This window comes from Stenotrophomonas sp. 169 (genome assembly GCF_014621775.1).
In the GTDB taxonomy this organism is placed as follows: Bacteria; Pseudomonadota; Gammaproteobacteria; order Xanthomonadales; family Xanthomonadaceae; genus Stenotrophomonas.
The window spans coordinates 458,724-478,349 of record NZ_CP061204.1 but is presented as its reverse complement, the minus strand read 5'-3'; the positions used below and the strand labels follow the sequence as shown (position 1 = coordinate 478,349).

Annotated in this window: 14 protein-coding genes; 8 read left to right on the top strand and 6 right to left on the bottom strand. The window is 61.6% G+C overall.

The features are described from left to right. Window positions 1-61 precede the first annotated feature (61 nt). From ICJ04_RS01985 to ICJ04_RS01975, 3 genes are all read right to left on the bottom strand, one after another. Complete coding sequence (locus ICJ04_RS01985) at window positions 62-3,592, bottom strand: zeta toxin family protein (RefSeq protein ID WP_188325896.1); 3,531 nt, start codon at window positions 3,590-3,592, stop codon at window positions 62-64. Next, complete coding sequence (locus tag ICJ04_RS01980) at window positions 3,589-3,936, bottom strand: hypothetical protein (protein ID WP_188325895.1); 348 nt, start codon at window positions 3,934-3,936, stop codon at window positions 3,589-3,591. The genes ICJ04_RS01985 and ICJ04_RS01980 overlap by 4 nt, the downstream gene beginning before the upstream one ends. 505 nt (window positions 3,937-4,441) lie before the next feature. Then, window positions 4,442-4,897 (bottom strand): hypothetical protein, encoded by a 456-nt coding sequence (locus tag ICJ04_RS01975; protein ID WP_188325894.1) that lies wholly within the window; start codon window positions 4,895-4,897, stop codon window positions 4,442-4,444. 247 nt (window positions 4,898-5,144) lie between these two features. On the opposite strand from ICJ04_RS01975, the gene ICJ04_RS01970 reads away from it, so the two are divergent. From ICJ04_RS01970 to ICJ04_RS01960, 3 genes are all read left to right on the top strand, one after another. Further along, window positions 5,145-6,307 (top strand): IS3 family transposase gene (locus ICJ04_RS01970; RefSeq protein WP_188325893.1). Its coding sequence is split into 2 segments (ribosomal slippage): window positions 5,145-5,415 and window positions 5,415-6,307, totalling 1,164 coding nucleotides; the frame shifts between segments, so codons are not numbered across the junction. Window positions 6,308-6,661: 354 nt separating this feature from the next. Beyond that, window positions 6,662-7,972, top strand: coding sequence for a DNA (cytosine-5-)-methyltransferase (gene dcm, locus ICJ04_RS01965; protein WP_188325892.1), 1,311 nt, complete (start codon window positions 6,662-6,664; stop codon window positions 7,970-7,972). Continuing rightward, window positions 7,969-9,645 carry a hypothetical protein gene (locus ICJ04_RS01960; RefSeq protein ID WP_188325891.1) on the top strand — a complete coding sequence of 559 codons (1,677 nt, stop codon included), beginning with the start codon at window positions 7,969-7,971 and terminating at the stop codon, window positions 9,643-9,645. Before dcm ends, ICJ04_RS01960 begins: the two co-directional genes overlap by 4 nt. 352 nt (window positions 9,646-9,997) lie before the next feature. Here the strand turns inward: ICJ04_RS01960 and aceE are convergent, their stop codons facing one another. Then, complete coding sequence (aceE, locus tag ICJ04_RS01955; RefSeq protein WP_188325890.1) at window positions 9,998-12,685, bottom strand: pyruvate dehydrogenase (acetyl-transferring), homodimeric type; 2,688 nt, start codon at window positions 12,683-12,685, stop codon at window positions 9,998-10,000. A 249-nt stretch (window positions 12,686-12,934) separates the two neighbouring features. Here aceE and ICJ04_RS01950 point away from each other — a divergent pair, with 249 nt between their 5' ends. The 5 genes from ICJ04_RS01950 to ICJ04_RS01930 all read left to right on the top strand — a co-directional run bounded on the left by ICJ04_RS01950 (window position 12,935) and on the right by ICJ04_RS01930 (window position 17,839). Continuing rightward, window positions 12,935-15,304, top strand: coding sequence for a SpoIIE family protein phosphatase (locus tag ICJ04_RS01950; RefSeq protein WP_188325889.1), 2,370 nt, complete (start codon window positions 12,935-12,937; stop codon window positions 15,302-15,304). Window positions 15,305-15,307: 3 nt separating this feature from the next. Further along, the gene (locus ICJ04_RS01945; protein WP_188325888.1) at window positions 15,308-15,688 is read left to right on the top strand and encodes an STAS domain-containing protein; all 381 of its coding nucleotides are present in this window, start codon (window positions 15,308-15,310) and stop codon (window positions 15,686-15,688) included. Between the two features lie 162 nt (window positions 15,689-15,850). Next, window positions 15,851-16,369, top strand: coding sequence for a PadR family transcriptional regulator (locus ICJ04_RS01940; protein WP_188325887.1), 519 nt, complete (start codon window positions 15,851-15,853; stop codon window positions 16,367-16,369). Window positions 16,370-16,421: 52 nt separating this feature from the next. Then, window positions 16,422-17,222 carry a siderophore-interacting protein gene (locus ICJ04_RS01935; protein ID WP_188325886.1) on the top strand — a complete coding sequence of 267 codons (801 nt, stop codon included), beginning with the start codon at window positions 16,422-16,424 and terminating at the stop codon, window positions 17,220-17,222. A gap of 209 nt (window positions 17,223-17,431) precedes the next feature. Continuing rightward, window positions 17,432-17,839: a hypothetical protein gene (locus ICJ04_RS01930; protein ID WP_188325885.1), complete on the top strand. Its 408-nt coding sequence runs from the start codon at window positions 17,432-17,434 to the stop codon at window positions 17,837-17,839. A 304-nt stretch (window positions 17,840-18,143) separates the two neighbouring features. Here the strand turns inward: ICJ04_RS01930 and ICJ04_RS01925 are convergent, their stop codons facing one another. Both ICJ04_RS01925 and ICJ04_RS01920 read right to left on the bottom strand, forming a co-directional pair. Beyond that, entirely contained in the window at window positions 18,144-18,860 is a 717-nt protein-coding gene (locus tag ICJ04_RS01925) for a YceI family protein (protein ID WP_188325884.1), read from the bottom strand. Between the two features lie 90 nt (window positions 18,861-18,950). Further along, window positions 18,951-19,541 carry a malonic semialdehyde reductase gene (locus tag ICJ04_RS01920; RefSeq protein WP_188325883.1) on the bottom strand — a complete coding sequence of 197 codons (591 nt, stop codon included), beginning with the start codon at window positions 19,539-19,541 and terminating at the stop codon, window positions 18,951-18,953. Window positions 19,542-19,626: the final 85 nt, after the last annotated feature.

Genomic DNA, 19,626 nt, shown 5'->3' with positions numbered 1-19,626 from the left:
GCGTCGGGTGCTACGACAACCAGTCGCTCCGCTTCCCCGGGCGACGTAAGCCTCTGCTGATTCAGCGCATTCCCATTGAACGCGCCTGCGCGTCTTGTTGCTGAACTTGGTCAAGCTGCGCGTGCTCCTGCTGCCGCTCCAAAGTAGCCTGCGCATGCTTCTGGCTTACTACTTCGAACTGCTCCAGAGACTGTCCTACCGGCGTCTGCGCTGCCTTTTCGGTAGGGATCGAGGCACGCAGGTGCGCTGGATTATCCGGCTCACCTTGCACCACAAAGAGGTTCTTCCCCGCGTGTGATTCAGGCGTCGCCTGGCTCAGCAGTACGTGGTCCACCCGATCAAGCCCGCTGTCCTTTGCCAGAACAAGCAGGCTGGCACTCATCCGCTCGCTCGTTTCGTCGAACTCGCGCCCGTGCTTGGCATCCAAGGCAGCCACGCCGTCGCGCACCTGCTGGTAGAGCGCGTGGTCTGGGTGATCAGGCTGGAGCTGTGCTGAGTGGCGAGGTAGCGTCTGCGCCTCATCGGCAACGGCAGTGGCTGCTGTCGACGTCGCCGCGGAGTACACCGGCTGCTGTTCGGTCTCACTCTCATGCTGCGTCGGCACCCGAGGCAGTTGCTGGGCACTCGCGGCAGGCAGTGGATGCGAAGCGGGCTCAGTTACTGGACCCTCAGCGGGGGGCTGCTGCAACGGCGGCGCCTGCTGCGCGGAGGCCGCGATGATCGATGCATCGGGGCTGGGCTCAGGGGCAAGCGGTGGCCCCTGCTGCACGCTGTCCTCCCGTTCCTGCGGAGCCTGCTGCGGATGCGCGGCAGGGGGTTGAACCTCAGCGGCTTGATGCGCTGTAACGGTGGATGCAGGCGAGGCTTCTGCCTGCTGCGACCTTTGCGATACGCGTTGACTCGCCTCGTCCGTCGCTTTGGCGCTCTCACGGGGATCGGTTCCGGTGCGCGGCTCCTCGCGCTGCACGCGTGGCGAAGCCTGCTGAAGGCGCTCGGGTTCTGTCGGCGGAGCGGTACCGGGCGCTGCAGCCATGGCCGCCGCGGCAACAGGCTGACTCGTCTGCGGTTGTATGGAAGGTGCCGGCACCGCATCGCGCTGCTGCTCCAAATCAAGGGCCGCCTGCGGCGCGTGGGCTTCGCCCTGCAGCGGGGCGTGCACGCTGACTGCGGCGAAGCTGGCGACCTGCTGCGCCTCCTGCGTAGAGACGCCTTGGCGGTTGGCCTCGCGCAGCGCCTGCTGGTAGGCCTCGCGCTCATCGGGCGACAGCGCGGCGATGCGTAGTTCCGGTGAGTCCGGGACGGGCGCTTGGACTGCCTGCTGGTCTTGTAGCCAGGCATAGGCGCCTCGAATTTCTTCAGTGCTGGTAGTCGCGACTTGCCGACCGATGCCATCGGAACCTGTCTGGTAATGGACTATTGAACTGTCCGCGCCGAAGAAACCTGACTCACCCCGTTGAAGCTCCTGCATGGTGCGTCCAGTTATGCCGGCCGCATCACGAGTACGTTGAGTCGCCTGTTCGATGGCGGGCAGCCAATCATCTGGCACACGTACACCATACGTCTGATAGCGATGAAGCAGCTCGCTCCTCTCAACATCAGCCGGAGTCGGCGCAGGCCGTGACTGCAGCTCATCCAAGTAAGCATTCGACTGATCGAGCCATGGCTCCCTTATTTTTTGTGTGAGCTCTAGCTCAACAGCCAGATTGCCTTGCGCTGCTGTCCCATTGTGCAGCCAAGCTCCGTCGACGTTACGCCGGTACAGCAATCCGTCGGAACCTTGCACGACATCGGGGGTTGCCCTCGCATACTGTACGGCTGCCGGCACATCCTTGATGAAATCCTCTGACCGAAGGGCGGCGTGCGTCTCTAGATAGGCTGCTGCCACAGACTCGCGTCCATGGGTGATGTTTCTCGCAATGCGCTCGCGTGCTTCCTGATCCAGCTCCCCGGAGCGGGCCTGAGACGCGACCTCCGTGGCGTACGTTCCACGATCATTGGCGCCCGTCACCCCGGTCTTCATCTGGCGAATCCACTGATCGGTCTGATCGTCTAGTTGCCAGTTCTGATTATCCAATCCCCGTTGGTCACCAGCCTGAGCGGGGATATTGAAGGGGTCCTGTGGTGCGGGTAGCTTGCCCAGCGCCAACTCGGCTGCAACTACGCTGGCCCGCGCACTTAGCTCCCGCGCCTTCTGGTAATCTGCAGCAACGCTCTGATTCTGCGGGTTGTCGACTCCGTCAGGTGTGCGGTCTAAGGACGCCTCTCGAACCCAGTTGCGCCCGTCGTACTGCCATTCAATACCTGACCCGTCTCGCTGGCGGTAGATAGCATGGCTGTCGTGAAGTGCGGCCGCGTTCTCTAGCGCTTTGGAGAATAGATAACTGTCGGCGGCCACCAATGCCAAGGGCGCTGCACCAGAGCTTCCAACCAATCCGACAGCCAGCGTGCCGCCTACCCAGCCGCCTATGCCGCGAGCGGCAAAATGGCTGAGCTCAGACTGAGCCGCGGTGGGGTTGTGGTGCTGCAAGAGCTCGCTTACACGGTGGCCGGTTTCACGTGCGTCGTAAGCGCTCGCAGCAAGCCCAAGCCCAGCTAGCCCAACCGCTGAGCCGCCGCGACGGAGCGCTGGCATCGCAGATTCCGGGTTAGGTACTTGTGCAACAGGCGATCCTGGTCGCACAAGTGCGTCGACAGTAGCGCTGCCTTCAGCGCGAATTGCCGCGAACTCAACGCTGTTAGCCTGAGCCTGCTCTCCAAGAAGCGCACTCTGCTTGGTGGCATCCATGCGAGGGATATCCTTCGCATGCTCGGGTAGACCTCGATGCCATTCCGCTTGGCGATGCCAGTCTTCCCGCAACTGCTGGGATACTCGCGGGTCGTGAAGGCGAGCGTCTCGCTCCTGAGTCAACGCCTGTCCGGGTGATCGTAGTTCCGAGTCTGTGCGGCTGTCGTATAGTTGCTCTCCCTCGCGGTTGAATATGCGAATAGGTACGTGCGTACGAGTGTGGATGAAATCCAGGCTAGCGGGTGTCTTCTCGTAGATGGCATCACGCGCTGCTTGCGGGACGTGTCGGCCGAAGCCATTCCTATCCAAGCTGTCCGTGAATCGCTGGTCAACCCCAAGCTCGCTCTCCAGCTTAGGCGAAGCAACTACTCTTACCTCGACCTGATAGCCCTTCTCTTGCAGACCCTTGATCAGGGAGTCCGAAGCCCATTCTCCGTTGCTGAGAGTTGTATCGAAGATGAGATTTTTCTTTGCATCAGATGCCGCACCAAGGGCCTCATCTGCCCATCCACTTGCATCCATATGAGTTCGACCGGACCACTGATACGGGTTCTGCTCACGGAACCTATCGACATCTGGGTGGAACTCACGCAACGCGTCAGGATCGATAGCAATGACATCGCCGCGCAGCTCGCTACTTGCCGCTCTCGCTAGGCCTCCCTTGCCAGCACCGGGCTGCCCACCAAGGATGATTGCCTTCGGGCTATCGAGAGAGGTGGCCGCGGCAAGCCGCTCCTCTGGCATGATCCGCTCACGGAAGATTCGCTCATGATCTTCCTTACTCAGCAAGTCTGACGCGCTGCTCATTCGGGTGCATCCGCGCGCATTTCGAAGTAGCTCCAGAGATCGTCATCGTAGGCCCACGCCTCCCTCCACAACAACCGAGACATCACCTTGTACTTCGCCTCGGCCTGAACTACCGCGCTTGCGTCTCCACTGGCAATGGCGGCCTCAAGCTCTCTTCTCGCCTCCGAGGAAAATGCTTCCAACCGCCCTTCCAGCGCGAGAACCGCACGCTCAGCCCGCGGCGTAACTGATGGCGGATACTCAAGCACTCCACTAAGCACTTCTCGGAGCCGCTCGACGTGCTCCGGATATCCGCTGAGCATCTCAACGAGACGTGAGGGGACTGGCGGGGGCAGGACGGACATGATGCGTCTCCTTATCATCGATGTTTGTGCATATCTCAGTATTGCATGGCGACCATTTCCTGAGGATGGCCACTCGCGTCAGGCGTCAGGCGTCATGAGCTCAGGGCTATGCCCAGCCTAGAAATTACGGGATCTGGACCGGCCAGACTTCCGTAGACATTCATGAGCCGCTTTGCGCGTAGCGCCGTTCAAACACTACAGGGGCCAAGTTGGACCGAGCAGGCTCACGTCCCGCCCTCCAAGGTTGATCGTCGTGTTGTGACCCCACACTCCCAAGCCGCCAATCCGTCGACCGTTCTGATAGAACGCGTACTGGTACTCCGTTCCCGGGCTACCATCCGGCATCGTCATGGGAAGAGTGCGCGGTTCCGGAATGGTGATGCCACTGGTTGCATCGTAGGCAGCGCCCACGCGTGACTGGAAATCGAGTGGCATGCTTCCTCCTTGAATAGAGTTAAACGCGTTGAGCTATGCCGCCCATCGCGGCGCCCCAACCTTCCCCACCTCAACGCAGCTTGTAAAGCACCGCCGCGCCCGGGCGCGCCTCGAACGCCGGCACGGTCTGCTGGGTCAACGCCTTTCCCTTGGCGTCCCAGACCAGCGTCCCGACCGGGTAGTCGTCCTTACGTGTCATCTCACCGATCTTGCTGACGATCACCGCCGCTGCGTCAGCGGCGTCCGGATTCCAGGCGAACACGCCCACGCGGCCATAGAACACGGCCGGAGCGGAGGCATCCAGGCGCCGGTCCGGGCACATCACCAGGCCGCGGTCGATCATGACGCGCAGTGCGCCAACCGGCACCCTCTTCACTGTCGGCGCGGTGCGCTCGGCGCTGTGGCCGGGGCATACGTTGGCGGCGCGGGTGACCATGTTCTCGGCGACTTCGCGATCGGACTGGGCGAAGGCCAAAGCGGGGCTGAGGCAGAGGGCAAGCAGGGCCAGGGGGGACGTCCGGGTCATCGCAGGTTCCTTGGGTGGCTATGGGGCGAACTTAGCAACGGCCGGGGGATGAGTTGCAAAAATAATGTGAGGCCGCGTGCCGCGACGGGCCGCTGCTACGTTCGCAATAGGCCATTGCAGTGAGCCTCGGCCGCCCATGAGCCGGGACCACCCTTACGTGGCCTAAGAAAAACCATGCACTTGATCCAGCCCCTGTTTCATGGACACCCGGTTAAGTGATTTGATATCACAACTTGAAGGTGCCCAGATGATCAAGAAGACGACCAAGAAGAGTGCTCAGAAGCCCGCGCCGCCGCCGACCCGTAAACGCTATGGCGAGGAGTTCAAGGTGCAGGCGCTGGAGCGTGCTCGGCGCGATGGTGTAGCCCAGGCTGCGCAGGACCTCGGCCTGCAGGCTCAGCAGCTCTACACGTGGCGAGCCCGCGCACAGGAGAGGGATTCGCTCAGCGAGGAGCAACGCACGGCCCAGGCGGACCTGGCCAAGCTCAAGCGCGAAGTGGCGCGGTTGTCCGAAGAGAACGACTTCCTAAAAAAAGTGGCGGCGCACTTCGCCAAGGGTTCCAAGTGAAGTGCGCCGTGATCGCTGAGCACGTTGGTGAGCACCCGGTAGCTCTGATGTGTCGTGTGCTTGCGATTTCCCGAACCGGCTTCCACGCATGGCATCGCCGCAAGCCCTCGGCCAGAGCACAGCGGCAGTCAGAACTGGATGTCCAAGTGCAGGATGCATTCGTGACAGCCAGACGCCGTGAAGGCGCGCAGCGGTTGAGTCGAAGGCTCCGCCGAGGGCGCCGTCAGGTCGCCGAAAGTCTGCACCGGCAAGGTCTGCGCGCCAAGGCAGCACGTCGATACAAGGCAACGACCAACTCTCGGCACAATCTTCCGGTGGCTGAAAACCTGCTCAATCAGAACTTCCGCACCGAGCGGCCAAACCAGGCCTGGGTCAGCGACATCACCTATATTCAGACCGACGAGGGCTGGATGTACTTGGCTGTGGTGCTGGACCTTTACTCCCGCAAAGTCGTAGGTTGGGCGATGGACAGTCGCATGACCGCGACGCTGGTGTGCGACGCCCTGCTGATGGCTCTTTTCCGGCGCAAGTTCCCACGTGGTGTGATCGTACATAGCGACCGCGGCTCGCAGTACTGCTCGAAAGAGCATCGGAGCTTGCTGGAGACCTACGGCTTGGTGCCCAGCATGAGCGCCAAGGGCAACTGCTATGACAACGCCGCGATGGAGAGCTGGAACCACAGCCTGAAAGTTGAGGCCATCCACGGCGAGCGCTTCGCCACACGCGAGCAAGCCAAAGCCGAGGTGTTTGACTACATCGAGGTCTACTACAATCGATCACGCCTGCACTCGACCTTGGGCTACGTCAGCCCGGATCAGTTCGAGCTTGAAAATATAGCTTAACCCCGTGTCCATGATTGGGGGGCTAGATCAGATGACACGCCGGCAGCTGATGCCGGTCCAGGGGTAAATCCGCGTGTAGGCGCCCGCTAACACCTCAAAAACAGAAAAATCATTTCCCGTCTAAGGGGGCAGGCGGTCGTAGATCGCTGTTTTCCAGACAATCCGGGACTCAAACCTCCTCGTTCAGGGCATCCCAAGACCGGGCCAGGACAGACGAATTCTTGCACTGTTCAGCATGGATCGGTTCGTTGCACGTCTGGCGCGTGACTGCCGGCAGACACGGCGATAAGATTGCAGCATCTAAAGACATGATCCGGAATTCAATGCTAGCCCCCACCCCCTCGGATAGACACTATGTATAAAGTCGTCAGCCTTTTTTCAGGCTGCGGGGGCCTCGACCTGGGCTTTAAGAAAGCCGGTTTCGAACTTTCTTTTGCTACCGATCACGACCAATATGCAGTCGAAGTCTACCGCCGCAATGTCGATGAGCGCGCCTACGTCCTGGACGTTACGCATCAAGATTTCCACAAGGCGATTTCAGAATTAGGTGACATCGATGTCGTTCTTGGAGGCTTTCCCTGTCAAGGATTCTCGAAGGCTGGGCCAAAGAAAATTGACGACACCAGGAACTCACTGTACCTCCAAATGTTGTCAACTGTAGAGAAATTGCAACCCAGGATCTTTATTGCCGAAAATGTGGATGGATTGCGACAGAACTTTGGCGGGAAGTATCTGAAAGAAATCATCAATGATTTCTCGAGAATCGGCTACCAGGTTGAATATCGGGTTCTTGACGCCGCCGCCTTTGGACTCCCCCAGCACCGTAGACGTATTTTCTTCGTTGGAACAAGAGACTGCACCGACTTCGAATGGCCTCTTCCAACACACAAGCTTCCGAGGCGTAATGGAGACGCGCCTCTCGATGCAGGATTTCTCTTTGAATCCTCGAAAGGGAACGCCGAGCTTGAGCCTACCCGGTCTGTCCGCGACGCTATTGCCGGTATGCCGCCGCTTGGACACTTTCCAGATCACCAAATAGTAAGGAATTGGCCCAAGAAGCATGATGAAATCATGGAGATGATTGGACCTGGGCAAAAGTTATGTAACGTGCGCTTCTCCGAAACATCAGTATACACCTGGGATATTCCGAAGGCGTTTGGCGACGTTAGCAAGAAACAGAGAGTAATACTTGAGAAAATTGGAAAGAATCGCCGGAAGAAGATATATGGAAGCATACCAAATGGAAACCCAATTCCTTCAGATGAGATTGCTCGACTAACCGGCGACAAGGAGATACCGCAGAATGATCTCGCTGATCTTGTATCGAAAGGATATCTAAAGAAGATCGGAGACAGTTACGACCTAAAGGGCGCAATGTTCTGTTCTGGGCTATTCAAGAGGCTTCCGTGGGATCTGGCTTCTCCGACCGTCCTAACCAACTTCTACAACCCTCGCTTCTTTCTCCACCCCGCCGAAAACAGGCCCCTTTCGCTTCGCGAATGCGCGCGACTTCAAGGGTTTCCCGACTCATTCGCCATCACAACAAGTGATTCGCCTGAGGAGTTAACTGCCGGATATCGGCTTATCGGAAACGCCGTCCCCCCCCCACTCGCCCATGCATTTGCCATTTCCACGATAAGAACTCTGAGTAAGGACACCAGATGAAAATTAATCCAACGACACTTTCGCTGGAATCAAAGATTACTGAATTTGACATTTGGGTTACTCCGTCCATTGTCGAGATAAAATCGACAAGAAAATTCAGGGAGGAGATGAAAAAGGTCATCTCCGCACTCGAGATTGTCTCAATGAAATCTTTAGCACCATCGAACAATGTAGCGGAAGCGGTCACTTTCCGAATGTTCGAATGCTTCGACGAACTGGCTTCCCTGGGAGATGAAGAGAAAATTATAGACTTGCAGAAACTACAAAACGCTGTAGCAGAAGTATTTTACGCATGCGCATCACTTGTATTCCTTGTCACGGGAAAGTCGGACAACAACCATAAATGCCAGCTTCCAATATACCTAAGAAATAAACTAAACTGGCAAACCATCCCTAAAGCAAAGCTACTCAGGGGCGGCGCACCGTCTATTGGAAACGAAAAAATCCCTAGGATTCTTGATTCGAAGAACATTGCCGGCCGCGTGAGCAATTTGTACTCGCTCAGCTACAGCGCTCGTTTTGTTAGCATTGACGTTGCAGACTCACTTCGAAAGTCCGCGATATCTCTCACGCACAGCTTCATTAATTCTCTACTTAATGATGAGGAGAGTGCATCTCAGCTCAAGGAGTTTATTAGATACTTCTTGCAGTGCCGAAGTGAAGGCAGGGATCCTTCCTCAATACTCGTGCCACTAGCACTATTCCAAGTGAGGGGATCAGTTTCAGCAAGTGGCGGGCATGAGCCTGAGGAGATACTGAGGGAGAAGATGTCAGAATGGGGGCTACGTCCGAGAATTGATTTCAACACGACAGACGTAATTGTCGATGACAAGCTACGAGTTCTCCCGGCTGCTGCTTTAGAGTCGGGCCACGCTGACTCGGTCGAGAGTGCAGGACCGAACGGAGAAACTCTGCGCGCTAAGACGCGCGCCTACGATTTCGTCATACCTTTTCGAAACTCGTGCTGGCACCCTCGCATTTTCATCCAGTCGCAGTTTTACGCGGGTGATTCTGGCTCGGTGTCACACAAGAACGTAGACCAAACGTCTGCCACACGCCGCTCTACGAGCAATTTTTTTGAGAACTGGCAGGGAGCGCCAACTCCGCTTTTTGTGGAATACCTGGACGGCGCGGGATACTGCGCCTCGCTCAATGGGGACTTAAAGAAACTCCTGAGCCTCAATGATACTCACGATTTCTTCCAAATCCGAAGTGCTGCAATTCGTCTCCGAAGAGTAATTCAAGGTATAGGCTTCCTTACCCCTCTTGAAGTTTGTCATGCCATCATCCAAACGGACGGAGGCTACGCCGGCCTTGGGGAGCTACTGCGCGCAGACGGGTATCGCGACAAGGAAATTTGCAGGGGTATCGAACATGCCATTGAGGTGGGCGCGGTAGAGGCACGCAACGAGAATCTAGGAATCGCTAGCACCTTCTTCGCTATAGCGGCCAAGTATTATCTGCTCGATCAGATAGCCAAGAAGGGGAAAGCTTTCGAATCCGCCAGCAAGTGTACCGGATCCATACTTATCCCAGGCTTTGGACCATATTTCGGGGTGGATATCGGAGAATTCCTGCAGGAGCTCCCTCAAATTAGTGATGGTCCAACAACGGTGGAAACCGCAGTGTTAGTTAGTGACTTAGCAAAGTCTGGCGAGGTCATGATTCGATAGAGCTTGATTTTCGGACGTATCTAACTACACCAGACTCTCGAACTATGGATACAACTTCGCCAGCGACAAGCTCGCTGAGCGCGCAAAGGACCTGAGTCCGCGTCAGCCGACTTAACCGAGTTATTTCCATTAATTGATAGCCCCTCTCCTCCTTCAAAGCGGAGAGGACTTTCGAGACGTACTCAGGACGAGTTGGCAACCTGTTGTAGTAGGCGAGAGACATAGCTTGTTCTTTGGCACGCCGGCAATCTTCAGAGGAGAGGCGCCCCCAATTTCCTGTTAGTTAGATATTTGTGATAAATCAATGCGAAGAAAGTAACGGAGCGGTTCAAACCACCCCGTTACGTTCAAGTCAAACCCCAACAGGGTTCGACTTCTCCACATCAATCTTGTACTGCTTGATCGCCCGGGCCACATCCTTCCCCGTCATCTTCCCTTCCTTGGCCAGCGCCGCAATCGCAGCATGCGCGATGTAGTACCGGTCAACCTCGAAGAAACGACGCAGGTTCGCACGCGTATCCGAACGACCAAACCCATCCGTACCCAGCACGGTGTAGTGCCCCGGGATGAACGCACGGATCTGGTCCGCGTACGCACGCACATAGTCGGTCGCGGCAACCACCGGACCCTGGCGGCCTTCCAGCAGCTCGGTCACGTACGCCTTGCGCTGTTCGCCTTCCGGGTGCATGCGGTTGTAACGCTCCGCATCGAAACCGTCGCGACGCAGTTCGTTGAAGCTCGGGCAGCTCCAGATATCGGCGGTCACGCCGAAGTCCTTGTCCAGCAGCTCGGCCGCGGCAATCGCTTCGCGCAGGATCGTGCCCGAACCCAGAAGTTGCACGCGCAGCTCGTTCTTCTTCGGCTTGCCGGCGTCGGTCAGCAGGTACATGCCCTTGACGATGCCTTCGGCCGCACCTTCCGGCATTTCCGGATGGGTGTAGTTTTCGTTCATCAGGGTGATGTAGTAGTACTCATCAATCTGATCTTCCATCATCGCCTTGGTGCCGTGCTGCAGGATCACCGTCACTTCATAACCGAAGGTCGGGTCATAGCTGCGCACGTTCGGGATGCCACCGGCAGCCAGATGGCTGTGGCCATCTTCGTGCTGCAGGCCTTCACCGTTCAGCGTGGTGCGGCCGGCGGTGCCGCCCAGCAGGAAGCCACGCGTCCGCATGTCCGCTGCCTGCCACGCAATGTCGCCCACGCGCTGGAAGCCGAACATCGAGTAATAGATGTAGAACGGCAGCATCGGCACGTTGCTGACCGAATAGCTGGTACCGGCGGCCATCCACGAGGCGATCGCACCCGGCTCGCTGATGCCCTGCTGCAGCACCTGGCCACTCTGGTCTTCGCGGTAGAACATCAGCTGGTCCGCATCCACCGGCTTGTACTTCTGGCCGAACGGGGCATAGATGCCGATCTGGCGGAACAGGCCTTCCATACCGAACGTACGGGCTTCGTCGGCCACGATCGGCACGATGTGCGGGCCCAGTTCCTTGTCGCGCAGGGTGATGTTCAAGCTCTGCACGAAGGCCATCGTGGTGGAGTACGAACGTTCGCCACTGCTCTTCAGCAGGCGCTCGTAGGTTTCCAGTTTCGGTGCGTTGAAGCTCTTGCTGGCCTTGCGGCGACGCTGCGGCAGGTAACCGCCCAGCGCGGAACGACGTTCCTGCAGGTACTTCACTTCCGGCGAATCCGGGCCAGGGTGATAGAACGGCACCTGGCCGTCCTTCAGCTGCTCGTCGGTCACCGGAATGTTGAAACGGTCGCGGAAGTGGCGCACCGCTTCGTCGTCCAGCTTCTTGGTCTGGTGGGTCGGGTTCAGTGCCTCGCCGGCGCTGCCCATGCCGTAGCCCTTGACCGTCTTGGCCAGGATCACGGTCGGCATGCCCTTGGTGTTCACGGCCTGGTGGTAGGCGGCAAACACCTTGTGCGGGTCGTGACCACCACGGTTCAAGCGCCAGATGTCATCGTCGGACAGGCCGGACACCATCGCAGCGGTTTCCGGGTACTTGCCGAAGAAATGCTCGCGGGTATACGCGCCACCGAAGGCCTTGCAGTTCTGGTACTCGCCGTCGACGGTTTCCATCATCAGCTTCTTCAGGACGCCATCGGTGTCCTTGGCCAGCAGGGCATCCCAGTAACCGCCCCACAGCAGCTTGATGACATTCCAGCCACCGCCACGGAACACGCCTTCCAGTTCCTGGATGATCTTGCCGTTGCCGCGCACCGGGCCGTCCAGGCGCTGCAGGTTGCAGTTCACCACGAAGATCAGGTTGTCCAGGCCTTCGCGGCCGGCCAGCGCGATCGCGCCCAGGGTTTCCGGCTCATCGCTCTCGCCGTCGCCGATGAAGCACCACACCTTGCGGTCGGACTTCTCGATCAGGCCACGGTTTTCCAGGTAACGCAGGAACTGCGCCTGATAGATCGCGGCGAGCGGGCCCAGGCCCATCGACACGGTCGGGGTCTGCCAGTAATCGGGCATCAGCCACGGATGCGGATAGCTCGACAAGCCACCGCCGTCCACTTCCATGCGGAACTTGTCCAGCTGCGCTTCGTCGATGCGGCCTTCCAGATAAGAACGCGCGTAGATGCCCGGGGCGCTGTGGCCCTGGATGAACAGCAGGTCGCCCGGATGGTTGTCGCTCGGGGCGCGCCAGAAGTGGTTGAAGCCGACGTCATACAGCGTCGCGCCGGAGGCGAAGCTGGCGATGTGGCCGCCCAGGTCGCCCGGCTTGCGGTTGGCACGCACCACCGTGGCCATCGCATTCCAGCGGATGATCGAGCGGATGCGCCATTCCAGATCGGCGTCGCCCGGGCTCTTGGCCTCCAGGTTCGGCGCGATGGTGTTCACGTATTCGGTGGTGGGAGAGAACGGCAGGTACGCGCCCGAACGACGGGTCAGCTCCACCATGCCTTCCAACAGTTGATGCGCGCGCTCGGGGCCCTCGACATCAATCACGGCCTTCAACGACTCGATCCACTCCTGGCTTTCCACCGGGTTCGGGTCGTTGTTCAGCAGCTCGTTCAACCAGTTCATTAGCGCTCCCATTACCGCACGCACGCGCGCGACTGTTATTGATTTCTAGACCGCAAAGTGTAGCGCACCGGGGGCTTCCGTCACTTGGCTACGCGTGCGTATGGTCGTAAATGGCTTGTTTGTCTGCGGACTGTCCGAAGCTGTCCCGGCCAATGTTTCCAAGACGTTACGTGCGCAGCGGAACCCGTTCCTTGCCCCGCCGGCCCCCGCCATGCCATTGATCCGGGACGGAAAACCAAGGATGAGGTCATGCGCAGCCGTCCCCCGTCTGCACCCCCTGTGCCCCCGCGCGGACGCAGTCTGCGTACCCAGCTGATGCTGTGGTCGTGCCTGGTCCAGGCGGCATTGTTGCTGCTGCTGGTGACACTGTTCTATCTGGGGGGCCGTGCGCTGGTGCATCAGCAGGCCATTGCGCAGCTGAACCACCTGGCCGAGCAGACCGCGCGCAGCCTGGGCAACTCGCTGCGTTCGGCGCAGATCACCGGCGACATGCTGCTGGCCCCGCTGGCCGGCAACGCCTTTGATACCAACCAGATGCACGGGCTGCTGCATGCGGCGGTGGTGGCCGACCCCAACGTGGACGGCGCCACGGTGATCATCGAACCTGACCGCGTGCCGGGCATGCCCGATGGCTACGCCTGCCACGACGTACTCCTGGATGGGGCCGTGCAACAGCGCTGCGGCGCCGACCTGGACCTCAACGGCCGGCAGCGCAGGTGGTACCGCAAAGCCCTGCATGCCACGGGCCCGTGGTGGTCCGAACCGTATGCCAATCCCAGCGAAGAGGGCCGGTTGTTCATTACCTACAGCGTGCCGCTGCGGCTGCCCGGCGAACTGCTGCCGGCCGGGCTGGTCAGCGTGGACGTACCGCTGGCGCGCCTGCGCCACGACCTGGGCCAACTGCCGCACACCTCGCGCCTGCGCGCCACGTTGCTGGCGCCGGACCACCGCGTGGTGCTGAGCTCCGCGCCGGAGATTGAACCGGGCATGTCGCTACGGCGCTACCTGCAGCACCGGCCGGACTTGGCGCCGCTGTTCGATCCCAAGCAGCCCCCGCTGCCCGACGACGAAGGCTTCGACCACCAGGGCCGCGATGGCACTCGTTTCCTCAGCCGCATCGCACCGCTGGAGCAGGCCGGCTGGCAGGTGGTGCTGTCGGCCGACCACGATCTGCTGCTGGGCGATCTGCATCGGGTGACCTGGTGGGCGGTGGGTCTGGGGGTGCTGGGCGTGCTGGTCTGGTTGCTGCTGGTGCGACGCCATGCGCAGCGGCTGCTGCTGCCGATGGAAACGCTGACCGCCGCCGCGCGTCGCTTCAGTGTGGGCCACTTCAACCAACCGCTGCCCTACCCGCGCCAGCACGACGAAGTGGGCGAGATGAGCCGGGCGTTCGAACGGGCGCGACAATCCATCCTGCAGCAGATGCACACCATCGAGCACATGGCCAGCGCCCGCGAGCGCAGTGAAAGCGAGCTGCGCATCGCCCGTGGCATCCAGCAGGGCATGCTGGCGCCACCGCCGCAGCTGCAGGCCGATGGCTTCGTGCTGCGCAGTTCCACGGTACTGGTGCCGGCGCGCGAAGTCGGCGGGGATTTCCACCACATCGCGCCCTTGGACAGCACCACGCTGTGCTTCGTGATCGGCGATGTATCCGGTAGCGGCGTGCCGGCGGCATTGTTCATGGCGCGGGTGCTGACGTTGTTGGAGGCCGCCATGCAGTTGCACCGCCAGCCGGGGCACATCCTTACCGAGGCCGCACGCCACGTGGCCCAGCGCAACGAGGCATGCATGTTCGCCACCGTGCTGTGCGGGGTGGTGGACGTGGCCACCGGCCAGTTCGAGCTGGCCAGCGCGGGGCACGAATCGCCCTTGCTGCGACGCGCGGATGGGCAGGCGACGGTGGTGCCGATGCGCAGCGGGCCGGCGCTGGGTATCAATGCGCGATCGGTGTTTCCCTGCGCGCGCGGGCTGCTGGGCCCTGGCGAATACCTGCTGGCGTATACCGATGGCATCAGCGAAGCGCAGTGCCCGAAGCACCGCTGGTTCGGCATGGAGCGCGTGCTGGCGGTGGTGGCCGATGTCGCCGACGATCGCCGCGTCTGTGATGCGGTGGTGGCGGCGCTGCAGGCGTTCTGCGTAGGGGCCGGCAATCTGGATGACCTGGCCCTGCTCAGCGTGGGCCGGCAGCTGTCGTGGCCGCCGCTGCATCTGCGCGCGCCCGCTGATCGCGATGGGCTGTACTCGTTGCTTTCGCGGCTGGAGCGCGGGCTGCTGGCGATGGGCCTGCAGGAGGAACCGCGCCAGCGCGCGCGGCTGGTGGTGGATGAGTTGTTCGGCAATGTGCTGGTGCATCAGCGCGAGCTGTCGCAAGTGACTCTCGACGTCACTGCAACGCTGGATGACGATGGATTGGCACTGCAGCTGCGCGATACCGGCCGGCCGTTTGACCCCGCCGCCGTGCCCGCGCCAGACCTGGATGCGCCCTTGCAGGATCGCGTAGTCGGCGGCTGGGGCCTGCATCTGGTCCGCTCGCTGTGCACCCGTTTTATCTACTGCCGCCGCGATGGCAGCAACCGTGTCCATCTGCTGCTGCCGTTGGCAGCGCCGCGTCAGGAGTAAGCCATGCCCCGTCTGAGCCTGCGAATCGAGCCCGGTGATGGCCCCTACCAGCGGATTTTCCTGTCCGGCTGGCTGGACGGCAGCACGCATCCGCAGCTGGATGAGGCGATGGCGCCCCTGCTGCACGACGGCACCCACATCCTGGAGTTCAACCTGGCGGGGCTGGAATACATCTCCAGTGCCGGCCTACGTTCGATCTTCCGCGCCCGCAAGGCCCTGCACGCCCACGCCGGCCGCGTACTGGTGATGCAACCGCAGCCCGGCGTGCGCAAGGTATTCGAACTGGTGAAGGCCGTCCCGGTAGAAGAGATCTTCGCCTCGCAGACCGAACTGGACGGCTACCTGACCGCGATCCAGGACAAGGTCGCCCGCGGCGAGCTGTAACCCCGCCGGCCCGGTAGTGCCGACTTCAGTCGGCACCGAACTCCGCCAGTCCCGGGAAACCCCCCTCTTCCGTGAATGACGGCCAGCGGCCGTCACTACCGTCTGCTTGCTTCCCACTCCTTATCGATATATCGTTTCGACACCCGATACCGATATATCGAAATGACTCCCCCGCGTCCCGCTCCCTCCCCTACCCGCCTGCTCAGCCGGGGCGACTTGCGCCTCTTGGCGCTGGCCCTGTTGGGTGAGCAGCCGCGCCACGGTTACGAGCTCATCCAGCACGTCAGCGAGCTCTTCGCCCGGGCCTACACCCCCAGCGCTGGCACCATGTATCCGCTGCTGGCCAGCTTCGAACAGGCCGGCTGGGTACTCGGCGAGGACGATGCCGGCCGCCGGCGTTTCCATATCACCGATGCCGGTCGCGCCGAACTGCTGGCGCGCCGCGATGAAGTGAAAGCGGCCCAGCACCGCGCCTGGCACCGCGCACGCGATATCGCCAAGGCCGACATGCCGCCCGCATTGCGCGATGCGCTGCGCCAGTTCAAAGGCGCGCTTGTCCGTCACCACGGCCGCTGGGTGGACGGCGAAGCCGAGCAGGTGGCCAATTACCTGTTGCGTGCCACCGCGCTGTTGAACGGCCAACCTGCCACACCCCCCGATTCTTCGACCCCGCCCGCCTGAGCCAGCCCGGTCGACCTGCGCGTCTGCGCCCTACTCTCTGCAGGAATCCCCCATGTCCCACCACGAAAACAAGCGCCTGCGCCTGGATGTCCGCTTCCGCGAACTGACCGTGCTGCGCACCGAAGACATCACCCCCCACATGCGTCGCGTGATCCTGGGCGGTACCGATCTGGCCGGCTTCGATTCGCCCGGCGCCGACGACCACATCAAGCTGTTCTTCCCCAACAGCAGCGGTGAGATGGTGCTGCCGACCATGACCGCCGAGGGCCCGCGTTACCCGGAAGGCAAGGAGCATTCGCCGGCCCGCGACTACACGCCACGCGGCTGGGATCACGAAGCCGGCGAGCTGGCCATCGACTTCGTGCTGCACGGCGACCACGGTGTCGCCGGCCCATGGGCTGCCCGCGCACAGCCGGGCGACACGCTGGCCGTGGGCGGTCCGCGCGGTTCGTTCCAGGTGGCCGATGACTACGACGGCTATGTACTGATCGGCGACGAAACGGCGCTGCCGGCGATTGCACGCTGGTTGGAGGTGCTGCCTGAAACGGCCGAGGTACAGGTGCTGATCGAAGTGGCCGACGAAGAGGAGCGCCAGGACCTGCCGCAGGGGGACAACGTGCGCATCCAGTGGCTGGAGCGCAATGGCTTTCCGGCGGCCAGCAGTTCATTGCTGGAAGATGCGCTGGTGGACTTCGAGGCCCCGGAAGGCGACGTGTTCTATTGGATCGCCACCGAATCCCGCCGCGCCCGCATGATGCGCAAGTTCTTCGAAGGCCACCACGCCGGGCCCCGCGACTGGATCCGCTCCACCGGCTATTGGAAAGCCCACCCGGATGACACCGACGGCGATTGAACCCTCCCGAGGGTACAGCCGACGGTAGAGCCGACTTCAGTCGGCTGCCCCATCGCGGACGATGACGGTGCCAGCCGACTGAAGTCGGCTCTACCGGAGCAAGAGCGAGAGCGAGAGCCAGAGCAGCAACAGCACCACCACCAACAACACCGGCGACCGGCCACGCTGTTCCCCCGCCACGCCACCCCGATTGGCGCGATAATCGCGTCATGACCGACCTCTCTGTTCCTACCCTCGCCGCGGCGCTCGAGCGCCTGCAGGCCGACGATGCTGCCTTTGATTCCCTGCTGGCCCCCCACGGCGAGTCCGCCAGTCTGCGCCAGTTGTTGCTGTCCCTGCTGCAGACCAAGCACGCGGCGCTGAAAGCCGATACGGATATGAACCTGGTGGCGGACATCCTGCGCCGCGACCAGAAGTTCTCGCCGCCCGGACGCCCTTCGGTGCATCTGGTGAAGTTGCGCACGCAGCAGGCCAGCACCAAGCAGGCCGCACTGATGGCCCGCCAGGCGTACGGCCGCGCCGCGCAGGATTTCGTGCGCGCGCTCGACTTGAAGATCACCCCGCGCCTGACGCCGATCGCGGTGACCGACCGCTGGCTGCAAACGCGCCTGACCTGACACCTCGGACGACGCACCATCGCGACGGACGACGCGCCATCGCGGTAGCGCCGAGCCATGCTCGGCGAGCGCAGCGGCGCGGTTCGCGGTTCGCGCGCCGCCAAGGTTTCCGCCGAGCGTGGCTCGGCGCTACCAAGCAGCGCGCCAATTTTTCCCAAGTACGTGTCGACGCCGAGCAGTACGCAAGGGTTTCCAGGTGCGCGTCGACGCCAAGCAGCGCGCAACGTCTTCAAGTACGTATCGACGACGCCGCAAAAAAAAACCCGCCGTCACCGGCGGGTTTTTTCATGCAGCCTGCCGTGGATCAGGCAGCCGGCTTTTCGCCGGTGGCTTCGGTCGTGATGCGGATCTTGACCTCGTCGCTGACGTTCGGGGCATATGCGCCGACGCCGAAATCGCTGCGCTTGATGGTGGTGGTGGCATCGAAACCAGCCGCCGGCACCTTGGCCATCGGGTGCTCACCGCCGCCATTGATGGTGACGTCCAGGGTGACCGGCTTGGTCTGGTCCTTGATGGTCAGGTCACCGGTGACGGTCAGCTTGTTGGTGCCCGCGGCTTCCACCTTGGTGCTCTTGAAGGTGGCGGCCGGGAACTTGCCGGCGTCGAAGAAATCGGCGCTCTTCAGGTGCTCGTCGAACTTCGCGGTGAAGCTGTTCAGGCCGGTCAGCGGCAGCTTCACTTCCACGGTGGACTTGGTCACGTCGGCCGCGTCATACACCAGCGTGCCTTCGGCATTGCCGAAGTGGGCGGTCGGGTGGGAGAAGCCGAAGTGGCTCCACTGCGCCAGCACGTCGGTGTGGGTCGGGTCGAGCTTGTAGGTGCCCGATGCGATCTGCACGGCTTCGGCCGGGGCAGCGGCAGCGGCGTCGGTGGCCGGGGTGGTGGTCGGCGCAGCAGCGGCCGGTGCGGTGGCATCGGCGGCCGGAGCAGCCGGCGCAGCCGCTTCTTCAGCCGGCTTGGAGCAGGCCGCGATCGCCAGGGTCAGGGCGAGCGGCAGCAGCAGCTTATGGGTCTTGGTCATGTTCGGACTCTCTCTCGATTTCGGTAAGGGAATGGACTGCAAACATCGACCCGACCGCGCGGGACGGGCCGATTCAAACACAAAGGCGGTTCAGACGATGCGAGCGGCTTCGTCGAAGGACAAGCGTGGCGAACGCGGGAACAGGGCCGCGTCATCGCCATGGCCCAGGTTGACCAGGAAGTTGCTGCGCAGCGAGGTGCCCGCGAAGAACGCATCGTCCACCTTGGCCGGATCGAAGCCGGTCATCGGGCCGGCATCCAGACCCAGCGCGCGTGCGGCCAGGATCAGGTAGGCGCCCTGCAGGCTGCCATTGAGCAGTGCGGGCTTCTGGCGGTTTTCCTGCGGGCCGTCGAACCAGCTCTTCGCATCGGCATGCGGGAACAGATAAGGCAGCTTCTCGTGGAAGTCGAGGTCATGCGCGATGATCACCGTGACCGGCGCGGCCATCGTCTTGGCGAGGTTGCCCTCGGACAGCGCGGGCGCCAGCTTGGACTTGCCTTCCTTGGAGGTGACGAACACGAACCGCGCCGGGCTGGAGTTGGCCGAGGTCGGCCCGAACTTCACCAGGTCGTACAGCGCACGCAGCGTGGCTTCGTCCACCGGCGTGTCGTGGAAGCTGTTGGCGGTGCGGGCAGTGCGGAACAACTGATCGAGTGCGACGGCGTCGAGTTCGTGCGACATGCATCCTCCTGGGAGTGGTGGGAGATCCGCCGCAGCGGATCGCGGGCCGGGCTGCGGTGGCAATGCCGCAACGGCCGGGTCCATG

What these genes read in the sequence shown, in the direction of transcription:
- dcm (WP_188325892.1), top strand. Translation starts at nt 6,662, where the DNA reads ATGTATAAAGTCGTCAGCCTTTTTTCAGGCTGCGGGGGCCTCGACCTG.
- ICJ04_RS01945 (WP_188325888.1), top strand. Translation starts at nt 15,308, where the DNA reads ATGCCCCGTCTGAGCCTGCGAATCGAGCCCGGTGATGGCCCCTACCAG.
- ICJ04_RS01980 (WP_188325895.1), bottom strand. Translation starts at nt 3,936, where the DNA reads ATGTCCGTCCTGCCCCCGCCAGTCCCCTCACGTCTCGTTGAGATGCTC.
- ICJ04_RS01935 (WP_188325886.1), top strand. Translation starts at nt 16,422, where the DNA reads ATGTCCCACCACGAAAACAAGCGCCTGCGCCTGGATGTCCGCTTCCGC.
- ICJ04_RS01930 (WP_188325885.1), top strand. Translation starts at nt 17,432, where the DNA reads ATGACCGACCTCTCTGTTCCTACCCTCGCCGCGGCGCTCGAGCGCCTG.
- ICJ04_RS01950 (WP_188325889.1), top strand. Translation starts at nt 12,935, where the DNA reads ATGCGCAGCCGTCCCCCGTCTGCACCCCCTGTGCCCCCGCGCGGACGC.
- ICJ04_RS01975 (WP_188325894.1), bottom strand. Translation starts at nt 4,897, where the DNA reads ATGACCCGGACGTCCCCCCTGGCCCTGCTTGCCCTCTGCCTCAGCCCC.
- ICJ04_RS01920 (WP_188325883.1), bottom strand. Translation starts at nt 19,541, where the DNA reads ATGTCGCACGAACTCGACGCCGTCGCACTCGATCAGTTGTTCCGCACT.
- ICJ04_RS01925 (WP_188325884.1), bottom strand. Translation starts at nt 18,860, where the DNA reads ATGACCAAGACCCATAAGCTGCTGCTGCCGCTCGCCCTGACCCTGGCG.
- ICJ04_RS01940 (WP_188325887.1), top strand. Translation starts at nt 15,851, where the DNA reads ATGACTCCCCCGCGTCCCGCTCCCTCCCCTACCCGCCTGCTCAGCCGG.
- aceE (WP_188325890.1), bottom strand. Translation starts at nt 12,685, where the DNA reads ATGAACTGGTTGAACGAGCTGCTGAACAACGACCCGAACCCGGTGGAA.
- ICJ04_RS01985 (WP_188325896.1), bottom strand. Translation starts at nt 3,592, where the DNA reads ATGAGCAGCGCGTCAGACTTGCTGAGTAAGGAAGATCATGAGCGAATC.
- ICJ04_RS01960 (WP_188325891.1), top strand. Translation starts at nt 7,969, where the DNA reads ATGAAAATTAATCCAACGACACTTTCGCTGGAATCAAAGATTACTGAA.